The sequence below is a fragment of the Hippea maritima DSM 10411 genome (assembly GCF_000194135.1).
Taxonomy (GTDB): domain Bacteria; phylum Campylobacterota_A; class Desulfurellia; order Desulfurellales; family Hippeaceae; genus Hippea; species Hippea maritima.
Genome location: NC_015318.1, coordinates 805,696 through 819,403, shown reverse-complemented (window position 1 = coordinate 819,403; position 13,708 = coordinate 805,696). Strand labels below are relative to the sequence as shown.

11 protein-coding genes are annotated in these 13,708 nt (G+C 39.0%); 3 read left to right on the top strand and 8 right to left on the bottom strand.

Annotated features, from left to right (window positions below; all coding sequences use genetic code 11):
* Nucleotides 1-47: 47 nt before the first annotated feature.
* From mqnC to HIPMA_RS04230, 3 genes are read right to left on the bottom strand one after another with little or no spacing between them, the layout of a single operon-like run.
* The gene (gene mqnC, locus HIPMA_RS04240) at nt 48-1,112 is read right to left on the bottom strand and encodes a cyclic dehypoxanthinyl futalosine synthase (RefSeq protein WP_013681837.1); all 1,065 of its coding nucleotides are present in this window, start codon (nt 1,110-1,112) and stop codon (nt 48-50) included.
* The gene (gene mqnE / locus HIPMA_RS04235; RefSeq protein WP_013681836.1) at nt 1,112-2,191 is read right to left on the bottom strand and encodes an aminofutalosine synthase MqnE; all 1,080 of its coding nucleotides are present in this window, start codon (nt 2,189-2,191) and stop codon (nt 1,112-1,114) included. Before mqnE ends, mqnC begins: the two co-directional genes overlap by 1 nt.
* The gene (locus tag HIPMA_RS04230; RefSeq protein WP_013681835.1) at nt 2,184-3,578 is read right to left on the bottom strand and encodes a phosphomannomutase/phosphoglucomutase; all 1,395 of its coding nucleotides are present in this window, start codon (nt 3,576-3,578) and stop codon (nt 2,184-2,186) included. Before HIPMA_RS04230 ends, mqnE begins: the two co-directional genes overlap by 8 nt.
* 306 nt (nt 3,579-3,884) lie before the next feature.
* On the opposite strand from HIPMA_RS04230, the gene HIPMA_RS04225 reads away from it, so the two are divergent.
* Genes HIPMA_RS04225 through HIPMA_RS04215 form a run of 3 tightly spaced genes read left to right on the top strand, consistent with a single transcriptional unit; the run spans nt 3,885 to nt 7,520 of the window.
* Nucleotides 3,885-5,429, top strand: a complete 1,545-nt coding sequence (locus tag HIPMA_RS04225) for an acyl-CoA carboxylase subunit beta (RefSeq protein WP_013681834.1) — start codon at nt 3,885-3,887, stop codon at nt 5,427-5,429.
* Nucleotides 5,430-5,445: 16 nt separating this feature from the next.
* Nucleotides 5,446-6,999, top strand: coding sequence for an acetyl-CoA carboxylase biotin carboxylase subunit (accC, locus tag HIPMA_RS04220; protein WP_013681833.1), 1,554 nt, complete (start codon nt 5,446-5,448; stop codon nt 6,997-6,999).
* A gap of 17 nt (nt 7,000-7,016) precedes the next feature.
* On the top strand, nt 7,017-7,520 hold the full coding sequence (locus HIPMA_RS04215; RefSeq protein WP_013681832.1) for an acyl-CoA carboxylase biotin carboxyl carrier protein subunit: 504 nt from the start codon (nt 7,017-7,019) through the stop codon (nt 7,518-7,520).
* Nucleotides 7,521-7,554: 34 nt separating this feature from the next.
* Here HIPMA_RS04215 and HIPMA_RS04210 read toward each other — a convergent pair whose 3' ends face one another.
* From HIPMA_RS04210 to HIPMA_RS09565, 5 genes are all read right to left on the bottom strand, one after another.
* Nucleotides 7,555-8,652 carry an ABC transporter substrate-binding protein gene (locus HIPMA_RS04210; RefSeq protein WP_013681831.1) on the bottom strand — a complete coding sequence of 366 codons (1,098 nt, stop codon included), beginning with the start codon at nt 8,650-8,652 and terminating at the stop codon, nt 7,555-7,557.
* A 75-nt stretch (nt 8,653-8,727) separates the two neighbouring features.
* Nucleotides 8,728-10,530 (bottom strand): excinuclease ABC subunit UvrC, encoded by a 1,803-nt coding sequence (gene uvrC, locus HIPMA_RS04205; RefSeq protein ID WP_013681830.1) that lies wholly within the window; start codon nt 10,528-10,530, stop codon nt 8,728-8,730.
* Nucleotides 10,527-10,829, bottom strand: a complete 303-nt coding sequence (locus tag HIPMA_RS04200; protein ID WP_013681829.1) for a cupin domain-containing protein — start codon at nt 10,827-10,829, stop codon at nt 10,527-10,529. The genes uvrC and HIPMA_RS04200 overlap by 4 nt, the downstream gene beginning before the upstream one ends.
* Entirely contained in the window at nt 10,816-13,011 is a 2,196-nt protein-coding gene (gene purL / locus HIPMA_RS04195) for a phosphoribosylformylglycinamidine synthase subunit PurL (protein WP_013681828.1), read from the bottom strand. Before purL ends, HIPMA_RS04200 begins: the two co-directional genes overlap by 14 nt.
* Entirely contained in the window at nt 13,012-13,611 is a 600-nt protein-coding gene (locus HIPMA_RS09565) for a 50S ribosomal protein L11 methyltransferase (RefSeq protein ID WP_013681827.1), read from the bottom strand.
* Nucleotides 13,612-13,708 lie beyond the last annotated feature (97 nt).

Sequence of the window (13,708 nt, the reverse complement as noted above, 5' to 3'; positions counted from 1 at the left end):
TAACACATTTCAGTTGCATTTTCAAGCGTAAATTTAATTTGAAAACCTTACAAATATTTTACTATCCGGTAATCGGTGCTCCTCAAGGCTGGTTTAAAGCCTGCTTTTTTTATGATATCGGCAATCTCTTCAACACTTGCTAACGCTCTAAAACCAGCCTGCCTCATTACATTCTCCTCAACAAGCATACTGCCCATATCGTTTGCACCAAAGTGTAAAGCCACCTCGCCAACATCCTTACCTTGAGAAGCCCAACTTGCCTGTATGTTGTTAAAATTGTCAAGATATATCCTTGAGATGGCGACTATCTTTAAATAGTCTATGCCGCTTACCGTTCTATTTATAATCTTTCCAAGCTCGTTGTTCTCCTTTTTGAAATCCCATGCTATAAATGCACTGAATCCAGAGGTTTTATCCTGAACAGACCTTATCCTGTCCAAGTGTTCTATAATATCTTCTTCTGTTTCTATATGACCAAACATCATTGTAGCTGTTGTCTTTATGCCATGCCTATGAGCCGTTTCCATAATCTCAAGCCACCTGTTGGTATTGATTTTCTTGGGTGATATCCTGTTTCTTACCCTTTCTGTAAGTATCTCAGCCCCACCACCAGGCATCGTAGTTAGCCCGGCATTTTTCAAATCCTCAAACACCTCATCAACACTTTTTCTGGATATTTTGCACATCAGGTCTATCTCAGGCGGTGAAAACGCATGCACATGAACCCTGCTTTTTGATAGCTCCTTAACCATCTCTATGTAATACGAATATGGAAGCTCAGGGTTTAAGCCACCCTGAATCAACGCCGTCTCAATCCCCTTACTCTCTGCTTCCTCTATCTTTTTAATCAGATCATCAATGCTGAGCGTATATGCATCAGGATCGGTCTTTTTTCTATAAAAAGCACAGAAAGAGCAGCCAACATAGCAGATGTTGGTATAGTTTATATTCGTATCAAGTATAAAGGTTACTATGTTTTCCGGGTGCTTTTTAAATCTAATCGTACTCGCAAGTTCGCCTAAAATTAAAAAATCTCCCTCCTTTAAAAGCCTAACGCCCTCCTCTTTATTTATTCTTTCAAAATTCCTTATTTTTTCATAAATTTTTTCCATTAGTCATACACCTCAATCTCGTTATATAAAGCGTCGCGCTCAACCGGAATAAAACCGGCATTTTTTATCATCTCCACCATATTATCCCTTGCAAGGCCTAACGGGCTTTTTGCGCCTGCTGCATGGGTCACCCTTTCCTGGCCTATGGTTCCATCTATATCATCTGCGCCGAAATGCAGGCCGATCTGACCAATTTTGGGAGATAGCATTACCCAGTAAGCCTTTATGTGTGGAAAATTATCAAGGATTATTCTTGATAGAGCTAAAACCTTTAACTCTTTAACTGCATCAACCTTCTGGATCTTGCCCTCAAGCGGCGTATTTGCCGGATGAAAACTTAATGGTATAAAACACAAAAAGCCCGGATGCTCCTGTTGTAGTTTTCTAAGCTTAAATAGATGGTCAATTATTTCATCATCCGTTTCTATATGACCAAAAAGCAGTGTTGCATTGGTCGGAATATTTAATCTATGGGCTATTGCGTGTACCTCAGCCCATTTTTCATAAGGGATCTTGTTGGGATATAGCTTTTTTCTAACCCTCTCTGAGAAAACCTCAGCCCCTCCGCCAGGCATGGAATCAAGCCCTGCCTTTTTCAATTCCTTTAAAACACCTTCATAATCCAAACCTGATAGCTTGGAGAAGTAATCTATCTCAACAGCCGTAAACGCCTTGACATTAACCGAAGGAAAATTCCTCTTTATTGCAGAAACCATATTTAGGTAATAGGAAAACGGCTTTGAGGGATGCAATCCGCCTACTATGTGAACCTCTTTTATACCATCAGGCATCTTTGCAATCTCGTCGATTATCTCATCGATCTCCATTGTATAGGCATCCTCTTCATCGCCGAGCCTATAAAACGCACAGAATTTGCATTTAGATATACATAGGTTTGTATAGTTGATATGCTTATTAAATACAAAGTAGACCTTTTTGGAGGTTTTTTTCAGTTTTATAGAGCGTGCTATTTTGCCTATTCTTATCAAATCGTATGATGATAGTATAAACCTTGCATCTTCAAAATCTATAGGTTCTCCAGCTTCAATCTTTTTTTCTATCTGCTCAAAATTACTCATTTATAAACCCCTTAACAGTGTTAATGATTTTATCCTTTAACTCTTTCAGCTTCTCCTCAGAACTTGCTTCAAACCTCATCACCAACGCTGGTTGGGTATTGCTGGCTCTAACCAACCCCCAGCCGTAATCGGTTTTGAACCTAACCCCATCTATCGTGTTTATCTCTAAAATTCCAATTTTATCTTTATTTCTGTTCAAATACGATTTTATTTTAGTGATAACTTGTGTTTTTTTCTCATCGGGGCAGTCAATCCTTATCTCAGGTGTGTTATAAACTTTGGGAAGACTCTCTTTCCACTGAACTAAATCAATACCTTCTGTGGTTAAGATCTCAACAAGCCTTAAGGACACATAAATTGCATCATCATACCCAAAATACCTATCACCTATGAATATATGGCCGCTCATCTCACCAGCTAAGATTGCACCTTCCTGTTTCATTTTTGACTTTATTAAGGAATGACCTGTTTTATACATAATAGGTTTTGCACCACACTCCTTCATCTTTTGAAAAATCACATCGGAACACTTAACATCAGCCACAACCTTAACATCTGTCCTCTTTTTTGCTATATGCTGGGCAAACAAAAGCAATAACTGATCACCCCATAAAATCGAACCATCCTTCAAAACAACTCCAATCCTATCTCCATCGCCATCATAACCTATGCCCACATCTATATTTTTCTCTTTTATAACCCTGCGCAAGTCGGTTAAATTCTTCTCAACGGTTGGGTCTGGGTGGTGGTTGGGAAAGTTGCCATCCGGTTCGATAAACAACCCTTCAACCTCATATCCCAACTCTTTAAATATATCATAGCCCACAAATCCGGCTGTTCCATTTCCACCATCCAGGGCTATCTTTGGTTTGCTATTGTAATCCTTCAAATATCCAAATTGATCAAGCATAAATTTCTTATACTCCGAAAGTACATCAGCCTGCTTTACCCTGCCTGCCCTTATATCACAGGCAGAACCCAACTTCTCCATTATGTCAGCTATTCTTTGAATCTCAGCCCCAAACAACGTCTCTTTTTTCAATGACAGTTTAAAACCGTTGTATTCTTTAGGGTTGTGGGATGCTGTTATCATAATACCGCCATCAATATCCAAATTAAACAAAGAAAAATATTGAACGGGAGTTGGCACAAGACCTATATTGATAATATCTATATTTTCACAACTCAACCCATCACTTAAAGATTTAAGTATATCCTTTGAAGACAACCTAGCATCGTAACCTATGCTTATAATGCCGCTTGGTTTTTTCAAGTTTTCCTTCAGATAAATACCAAAAGCTCTACCAAGAAGGAAGCAGAATTCTTTATCTATATCCCTTTCCCAGATACCCCTTATATCATATTCTCTAAAAACATCTCTCTGCATTTCAACCTCCGATTAGTTCTATCCGCAAAATAATAAAAAAAATAGCAGAATTTTTCAAAAGAATTCGGACTGATGAAGTTAAATTTTCAATATTTTAAACAATGAAATAATCAATTTAAATTTTAACATCTATTGTTAAAAAGCTAAAGGTTTAAGTTAAAGCTAATTTAAATTTTGAGTAAAATTGTCTTTATTTGTTTCTATATTTAGAAATTTTTGTTATAAAATTAATAAAAACTACATAATTGACATTTTATTTAATTTTTTGTATAGTTTGGCTGAAAATAGGTTAGAGGAGGTTATACAATGCGCGATAAGTTGGAAGAGCTCAAAAAGTTAGAAGCTCAAGCAGAATTAGGCGGTGGTGAAAAAAGGATTGAAAAGCAACATGCACAAGGGAAATTAACCGCTAGAGAAAGAATTAAGTTGCTGCTTGATGAGGGAAGCTTCGTTGAGTTTGATAAGTTTGTTACCCATCGATGTACTGATTTTGGTATGGAAAAGCAAAAAATCTTGGGCGATAGTGTAGTTACAGGATATGGAACGATAGATGGAAGGCTTGTTTATGTATTCAGTCAAGATTTTACCGTATTTGGTGGTTCTTTATCAGGCGCACATGCGAAGAAGATTTGCAAGATTATGGATTTAGCTGCAAAAACAGGAGCTCCTGTCATTGGTTTGAACGATTCAGGCGGCGCAAGAATTCAGGAAGGTGTTGAATCTTTAGCCGGTTATGCTGATATATTTTTAAGAAACGTTCTCTTCTCCGGTGTTATTCCTCAGATTTCGGTAATAATGGGTCCAACTGCTGGTGGAGCTGTTTATTCTCCAGCCGTTACAGACTTTACCATAATGGTTAAAAATACAAGCTTTATGTTTATTACAGGACCTGATGTAATTGAAGCAGTTACAGGTGAGAAGATAACAAAAGAAGATCTTGGTGGTGCTGATGTTCATACAAGTAAAACAAATGTTGCCCATTTTGCAGCAGAAAACGATGAAGATGCATTGATGTTAGTTAGGGAATTGCTGCAGTTTATACCTCAGAATAATATGGAAGATCCTCCATTTAAGCCAACAGATGATCCGGCAAATAGAAGGGATGAATCTATATACGACTTGGTTCCTTCAGATCCGAACAAGCCTTATAATATGAAAGATTTAATTAAAAAGATTGTTGATGATGGGTATTTCTTTGAGATTCAAGAAAACTATGCAAAGAACATGATCATTGGCTTTGCAAGGCTTGGCGGAAGAAGCGTTGGAATCGTTGCTAATCAGCCTATGTTCTTTGCCGGTGCCTTAGATTACAAGGCTGCAATAAAAGCTGCCAGATTCATAAGATTCTGTGATGCTTTCAATATACCAATAGTTACACTTGAAGACCAACCGGGATATATGCCGGGTGTTGCTCAGGAGCATAACGGCGTTATCGTTCACGGAGCAAAGCTGCTTTATGCTTATGCTGAGGCCACAGTTCCAAAAATTACACTTATTGTTAGAAAAGCATACGGCGGTGCCTATGATGTTATGGCATCAAAGCATTTTAGAGCTGATGTAAACTATGCATACCCGATAGCAGAAATTGCTGTTATGGGTCCTGATGGTGCTGTTAACATACTTTACAGAAAAGATTTGGCAGAGGCTGAAGATCCTGTTGCCAAGAAGGCTGAACTGGTTAAAATGTATAGAGATAAATTCGCCAATCCTTATGTAGCTGCAGGTCTTGGTTATATTGACGAGATTATCGATCCTGCTGATACAAGATTGAAACTTATCCAGGCATTAGAACTAACAAAGAATAAGAGGGAATCCAATCCTCAGAAGAAACATGGAAATATTCCTCTATAAATAAGGGAGGCAAATAATGACTGTAAAAAACTTTAAAAAGGTTTTAGTGGCCAACAGGGGTGAGATAGCCATTAGGGTTATGCGCGCCTGTAGGAAAATGGGAATAGAAACAGTTGCTGTCTATTCTGAGGCAGATAGGGATGCGTTACATGTTAGATATGCTGATGAGGCTTATTTTATAGGACCTCCAGCCCCTGCAGACTCCTATTTAAGAATAGATAAAATAATGGAAGTTGCCATCAAATCAGGGTGTGATGCTGTGCATCCAGGGTATGGTTTTTTGGCTGAAAACTCCGAATTTGTTAAGGCATGTGAAGCTGCAGGCATAACATTTATAGGACCTAATACGGAATCTATGTACATACTCGGTGATAAAACAAGATCACGCCAAAAAATGATAGAGGCTGGTGTTCCTGTTGTTCCTGGAACAAAAGATCCTGTAGAAAGCTTGGAAGAGGCGCTGAAAGTAGCCGAAGAGGTCGGTTACCCTATAATGTTTAAAGCCTCCGCAGGTGGTGGCGGCAAGGGAATGAGGCTTATTAATTCAGCTGAGGAATTTAAAGAAGTTTATGATTTAGCCAAAGGTGAGGCCTTAAGTGCTTTTGGTGATGATAGGATGTATATAGAGAAAGCTATAGTTAAACCAAGACACGTTGAGATTCAGATAGCTGTAGACAAGCATGGAAACGCCGTTCACTTCTATGAAAGGGAATGTTCTATCCAAAGAAGACATCAAAAAGTTATAGAGGAATCCCCGTCTATGGCTATAAACGACGAAGTAAGGCATAAAATGGGTGAGGCAGCAATAAAAGCTGTGAAAGCTGCAAATTACGACAGTGTAGGAACAGTTGAGTTTCTAGTTGATAAGGATATGAACTTCTACTTCTTAGAGGTAAACACAAGAATTCAGGTTGAGCACCCAGTTACAGAGATGGTTACAGGAATAGATCTCATTAAGCTTCAGATTGAAATAGCAGAAGGCAAGCCTATTCCATTTAAACAGGAAGATATTAAACAGGTAGGTCATGCTATAGAATGTAGAATCTATGCAGAAGACCCAGATAACAACTTCATGCCATCGCCGGGTGAGATTACAGGACTCAGACTACCTGGAGGTCCTGGCGTTAGGGTTGATAGCGGTGTTTATTCAAGAGGAAATGTACCACTATATTACGATCCAATCATTGCAAAGCTTATCGTGTGGGATGTAGATAGGGAATGCGCTATAAATAGAATGCAAAGGGCTTTGGGCGAATTCGTAGTTAAAGGTATTAAAACAACAATACCATTCCATCAAAGAGTATTAAGAAATGAAAGTTTTAAAAAAGGTGATATAAGTACAGACTTCATTGATAAAGAGGTGTTGCCAGAGAAACCCACAAAGGAAGGATCAGCCGAAGCTGCATTGGCTGCTGCAGCAATCAAAGAATACCTAAGAGAACAAGAGTTAAGGAATCAATATCAGAGGTTTGTTGAAACATGCTCAGGCGGAAGCCCATGGAAAGAGGCTGGAAGAAGAGCTGCTATGTTTGGGATTGGCTTTGGCGATCTATACAAATACTCAACGTAAAAAGGAAGGAGTAGAGTATGTATATAGCTACGCTTGATAATGTAGAATACAAGATAGATGTAAAAGAGATAGAGCCTAATAAATTTGAAGTGATAATAGATGAGAAGTCTTACATAGTAGATGCACAGTTGACAGAAAGCTCAGTTTATTCTCTAATAATTAACGGTAAATCGTATGAGGTTAATTTAGATTACAAAGACGGTCTTTATTATGTTTATAACGAGGGAGATCTCTTTAAAATAGAGGTTATGGATGAGCTCAAAAAGAGGATGCTCGAAAAGAGGGGTGGCGCCGGTGGCCTTGAGGGTGCATACACGCTTAAGTCTGAAATGCCCGGAAAAATTATTGATGTTAAAGTCAACGAAGGTGATGAGGTTAAAGAAGGTGATATTGTTTTGATTCTTGAGGCTATGAAGATGCAAAACGAGATTAGATCACCCAAAGATGGTAAGGTTACAGAGGTATTTGTTGAGGCCGGAGAGGTTATTGAAGCTGAAGCAAAACTTGTGACGATAGAGTAAAACACCTATAAAGGCGGGTTTTAGCCCGCCTTTTTTATGGCTCAAAGACAGCTACAGGTCTAAATTGTGAATTTTCCACTTTCCTTAGAACAATGGTTCTTTTCACTATACCGTTTTTGATTATTATCTTACCAGTAACACCATAAAATACTGCATTCCTTGCTTCATTCGCCACATCTATGGGAGTTAATTTCCTGGATTTTTCAATAGAGTTTATAAGCAAAAGATAAGCATCAGCTGCCAAAGCTTCTGGTGAATCAGGGAATCTGTCGTATCTTTTTTTAAAGATATCAATGAAATTCTTTGATAATCTACCCTGAGGTATTAGCGGATCAAAATCATCTGTAAAAACCAAACCCTCTGCTGCATCTTTGGCTATATCTATTAAAGCTTGGGAGGATGCCGCAGAACCGGCAAATACCTTATTTTTGTAACCCATAGCCCTTAAGTCTTTCAATGTTAAGGCAATTGAGTTGTAATATGTAGTTAAATAGACAAAATCTGGGTTAAGCCTTTTTATCTGCGTAGCCAAAGCCAAGAAATCGCTATCAGAACTTGAAATTCTAAAAATTTTTATTACTGTTCCTCCGCATTTTTTAAATTCTTTGATAAAGTTGTTTGTTAAATCTACTGAATAATCCTGAGATATATCCTCTACAATCACGCCTTTTTTTAGTTTTGCTGATGCTATATAGTTTGCCATAACACGTGCTTGCTGGGCATTATTAAAACATACTCTTGATATAAATGTGCGGTTTTCACTCAATCCTTTAGCATTCGCCGTGGGTATTACATCAACAACACCGTACTTTTCAAATATTGGAATAGCAGCAAATGCTGCAAAACTTGCAACAGGGCCAACTACAAACCTTATGCCCTCATTAACCAATTTTTCAGCCGCCAATGCGGCACCTTCAGGTCTACTACCAACATCCTCAAGAATAAGCTTTACCGACTTTCCTCTAACTTTTCCTTTTAGTGAATGAGCTACCTTTATACCATCCCATTCAAGTCTTCCCCATGCAGCTACAGGACCTGTTGTAGAAAGATAAACTCCAACCTTCAAATTATCTGCTGTTGCAGAAAAACTAAAGATAAAAACAAACACCAAAGATAAAATAACCCTTACCATACCACCTCCATTGTTAATTCATAAAAAAATAACTATTAACAATACTATGTATTATTCAAAATTATGTCAAGATATTTAAGTCTCTTTAAGCTTTTCTTTTATAATTGAAGCTATCTTTCTACTTATCCCTTTAACTGAGCTTATCTCTTCAATTGAAGCTGTTTTTATGTTATCTATACTACCAAACTTCTCAAACAGTGCCTTTTTTCTCTTTGGCCCTATAAACTCGATCCTATCCAGAGCACTTGCAAGCACATAGTCCTCTCTTTTTTTTCTGTGATATTCAATGGCAAATCTATGCACCTCATCCCTGAGCTTTTGTAAAAACGACAAAACTTCTCCATCAACTTCAACAACGCCGTTTTCTGAGTATATCCTATCCTTAACATCACCTAAACTTCTCTTTGCTTTCCCATCTATCTTCTCTTTGGATATGCCAATAACCGGCAGGTTTTTAAACACCTCTTTAGCTGTATTTACTTGAACCATACCACCATCAACAAGAATCAGATCCGCCAGCTTATGTGCAGAGTTAAGAAGCAGTCTTTTATGCCTTGAAAGCATCTCAAACATGGCTTCCTTCTCAAACTTTGCATCCAGCTTATACCGTCTATACATAGACCTATCAAAGCCTGAAACGGTATATCTTACAACCCCGCCCACGACATTTTCAAATCCTGTATGGGATATGTCTGCAACATCTATAAAATACGGGGTTTTTGCCAGATTCAGTGCTTTTTTTAGCTTCTCCAACATATCAATGTTGTGTTTGAACTGATTCATGTGAATATCCAGATTCATCTTGGCGTTCTTCTTTGCAAGCTCAAGCAATCTCTTTCTTGCCCCTTTCTTTGGGGCTATAACATCCACGCTTTTCTGATTGGCTAAAGCATCCTTTAAAATCAAATGGTTCAAACCCTCATCCACCAACAAAACATCGGGGATCACTTGCTGCTGATTTAGGTAATATTGAACTATAAAGCTCTCTTTAAACCCATCATCTATGCTATCTGTGTAAAAAAAGTATGTTCTATTCCCTACGACATTGGAAAACCTTATGCTCATAATATAAACACAAACCACAACGCCGCTTCTTTCAAATGTAATCACATCACAAAAATCCTCACCGATTTCAGAGACGCTTTGCTTATTCTCAAGTAGTTCTATAGCCTTAAGCTTATCCCTGACCTGGATAGCCTTCTCAAACTCAAGCCTTTCAATATAACCGTTTAGCTCATCCAATAGCTGTTTTTTTATCTTCTTTGGATTTGTAAGTATATGCTTTATCTCCTCTATGATCTTTAGGTAATCCTCCTGCGAGATATTTCCAATGCATGGCGCTAAACACTTCCCCATCTGATAGTAAATACAGGCCGATGATGAACCCTGACACTGCTTATCGTTCTTTTGAGCTATTTTAAATGAGTTCTTTAGCAGTTTTATCAAGGTTTTAAGTTTATCAGCTGGCGTTATAGGGCCAAAATAGAAATCTTTTTTATTCTTAATTCTGCGTGCTATCCAAAGCCTTGGAAACCTCTCGCTAAAACTTATCCTCAAATAGGGATAACTTTTGTCATCCCTCAAAACTATGTTGTATGGTGGCCGATACTCCTTTATGAGATTGGACTCAAGCAGAAGGGCTTCAAGTTCTGAGTTGACCGTAATAATCTCGACGCTACAGGCTTCCTCTATCAGTGAGACCTTAAGCGCATACATCTCCTTTGGATTCAGATAGGATTTGAGCCTATCCCTTAAGGATTTTGCCTTACCCACATAAAGTATCTCATCATTGGATGAGAAGATTATATAAACACCGGGAAACTTCGGTATATCCTTTATCAAAGAAGGGTTTTTAAATAGCTCTATCTTCTGACTCATCTGTAAAATACGCACAACCAGATGGCTGGCTTTGATGTGTATTCAACCCTGTGTCTTCTGTGTGGCTCTATTATGAGATAATCACCCTCTTTTAACCTTATCCTACCTGAATCTTCAAATAAAAGCTCAGCCTCACCTTTAAGCAGAATAACAAACTCATACTCATCCTGATCATAAAAAAATCCTTTGGGTGAGGTCTGTCCGTTTGAGATTATCCTTTCTATCCTAACATCTCCCGAGTTTGCAATAGTCTCAAATATCTCATCATCTGCAACCTTTATATTATCAAACACATTCATCAGACCAGCCAAAGACCTCTCCAAAGAACCTCTCGTTTTCTTTTTTCAGTCTAAGAACATCTATATCGATTATATCGTTAACCTTCAATCTATAACCTTCCACCGTGCCGATCCTCGATATGGTCAGGTCAAACCTTTCAGCCAGAGCTATTACATCGCTGTCTGCCTCAATTACAATAGCGCCTTGAGACTCGCTAAACAGATAAAGGTCCTTTCTGCCCTTTATATAAAGCTCAACCTTAGCACCCTTCAAAGAGGAGACGCACATCTCGGCAAGTGTTATCAGGATACCCCCCTCTGATACATCGTGGGCTGCCCTGATCAAACCACTATCAACCGCCTCAACCATGAAACTCAGCAACTTTTTATGCAGTTGGTAATCCACTTGAGGGAGCCTTCCAGCTGTTTTATTAAAAATCCACTTAAGGTAAGCACTGCCGCCCAACTCGTTTGGATTTATCCTGCCCACAAGATAGATATCAGAGCGATCCTTTTTAAAGCCTATACTTGGAGCATTCAGTGGTTTTGAGATAACCCCAACCATACCAACAGCAGGTGTTGGGTGTATATTTTTGCCGCTTGTTTCGTTGTAAAAGCTCACATTACCACTAACAACAGCAACACCCAAATTCTCACAGGCTGTCTTCATACCTATAATCGACTGCTCAAACTGCCACATAATCTCGGGGTTTTCAGGGTTACCAAAGTTCAAACAATCCGTTAAAGCCACAGGTGTTGCACCCACTGTTATCAGGTTTCTAAAAGACTCAAGAACAGCCAATTCCGTTCCCTTTTGGGGATTTATGTAAACATAGCGCGGGTTTACATCCAGGCTTGCAGCTATCCCTTTACCCGTTTCTTTTATCCTTATCAGGGCTGCATCGCTACCGGGTTTTAGAATTGTATTATCCTGAACAGTTGAATCGTATTGCTCATAGAGTGGTTTTTTAGTTGAAAACTCCGGCGTTGAGAATAGCTTGATCAAGACATCATTATAATTGGAAGGCTCCTCCAAGTTTTCAAAATTAAAATCCTCTATTGTTTCTATGTAAGTGGGTTTTTTTGTGGGTCTTCTGTAAACAGGCGAGTTAGATGCCATTAATCCCACATCTATGTCTGCTATAAGCTCATCTTTCCAAAACAGTTTTATACTTTTCTCTTCTATTACCTTTCCAATAACCTCAGCATCCAGACTCCATTTTCTAAAAACCTGCTTTATCTCTTCTTCCCTGCCCTTCTTTGCAATGATAAGCATTCTCTCCTGGGATTCAGACAGCATTATCTCGCTGGGGGTTAACTTTTCTCTAACCGGAACCCTATCCAAATACAGCTCAAGTCCAACACCGCCCCTGTCTGCCATCTCAAACGAGCTTGATGTTAAGCCAGCAGCCCCCATATCCTGGATACCCTCTATTATATCCCTATTCATAAGCTCAAGGCATGCCTCAAGTAAAAGCTTCTCGGTAAATGGGTCTCCCACCTGAACGGCTGGTCTTTCATCTTCAAAATTTTCATCAAACGAAGCAGAAGCCATAGTTGCACCGTGTATGCCGTCTTTGCCCGTCTTTGAGCCCACATAAAACACGGGATTGCCAACACCCTTTGCAACGCCCAAAAATATCCTATCCTTTTTACCTAAACCCAAACAGAAGGCATTGACTAAGTTGTTGGTGTTATAATACTCATCAAAGAATGTCATACCGCCAATGGTCGGCACACCAACGCAGTTTCCATAATCACCAATTCCGCGCACAACGCCATCTATCAAAAACTTTGTCCTTGAAAACTCTATATCCCCAAAAAACAAACCATCCATATTCATTACAGGTCTTGCGCCCATTGTAAAAACATCCCTTAAAATACCACCAACGCCTGTGGCTGCACCCTGATAGGGCTCGATGAAGCTTGGATGGTTGTGGGACTCCATCTTAAACACCGCCACATAGCCATCGCCCACATCTATAACCCCAGCGTTCTCACCAGGCCCTATAACGACACGCTCACCTTTGGTTGGGAGTTTTTTTAGATGGAGTTTGGATGATTTATAACTGCAGTGTTCACTCCACATAGCCGATGCTATCTCAAGCTCTATATCTAACGGTTCTCTTTTTAGTTTCTCCTTTAAAAGCTCATACTCCTCTTTCTTTAAGCCAATAGCAGCGAGTTTATCCTCTAAATTCATTTAATCCCCCTTTTTAAAAAGCAGTGTTGTGTATTCCTCTAAAAACCTATTTTCTAAAAGCTGATATCCCATCTGGGTAAATCTCTTCTTTACTGTGAAGTTTTCCTCTGGTAATACACCGGATAATACAACAAAACCGCCATCTTTTGTGAGCCTGTTAATTTCATCACACATAGCAAGTATGATATCGTCAAATATATTGGCAAACACCACATCAAAGCTGCCCGATATAGATGATGGTGAATCTGCAACAAAACAGACCAGACCATCAGAAACGCCGTTGAGTTTACCGTTCTCTATACACTCCCTTATCGCTGACTCCTCTATGTCAAAACCAACGGCCTCTTTTGCCCCCAACTTTAAGGCTGCAATCGAAAGTATGCCGCTTCCTATACCCACATCCAAAATCCTTTTACCTTTAAAGTCAATCTTTTCTGCTATCTCCATGCAGCTTACCGTGGTTTCATGAATTCCCGTTCCAAAAGAGCTACCTTCAACCAAGGATATCTTGATTTTATCTGTTTCAAACCAAGGAGGTGCTATACAGAAACCCTTCCCTATTTCTATAACCTTATTCTCATCCTTCCAACGCCACCGCATTAGCCACCTCAAATTTATTAGTGGCTTATATATTACCGAAACCGAGCGTAATTACAATAATTTTTTACACCCATTTGCAACTTTAACCTTACACTTG